Genomic DNA, 228 nt, shown 5'->3' on the forward strand with positions numbered 1-228 from the left:
GTGACACTGCTGGCAAGATGGTGCCTGAAGTTCTTGCAGAAAGGTGGCCGTGTAAAATCTCAGCTCGCCGTCAGTTCGGTAAAAAGATACCTATCCCCGATTGGTCGTCCGCTAGTGGCTCAAAGCTCAGCGTTAGATGATCTACAAACGGCCAGTGCTGATCAATGGGAGGCGCTATATGAGAATGTATTAAACAGTGTCAAACCCGATGTTGAGCGAGCGACGGTG

At 50.4% G+C, this 228-nt stretch carries 1 protein-coding gene; it reads left to right on the forward strand.

Annotation, left to right across the window (positions count from 1 at the left end):
- Positions 1 to 228, forward strand: a 228-nt coding sequence (locus R0J92_RS27590; RefSeq protein ID WP_411054023.1) for a hypothetical protein, incomplete at both ends; no start/stop codon positions are given.

The sequence above is a fragment of the Tritonibacter sp. SIMBA_163 genome (genome assembly GCF_046535935.1).
GTDB lineage: Bacteria > Pseudomonadota > Alphaproteobacteria > Rhodobacterales > Rhodobacteraceae > Epibacterium > Epibacterium scottomollicae.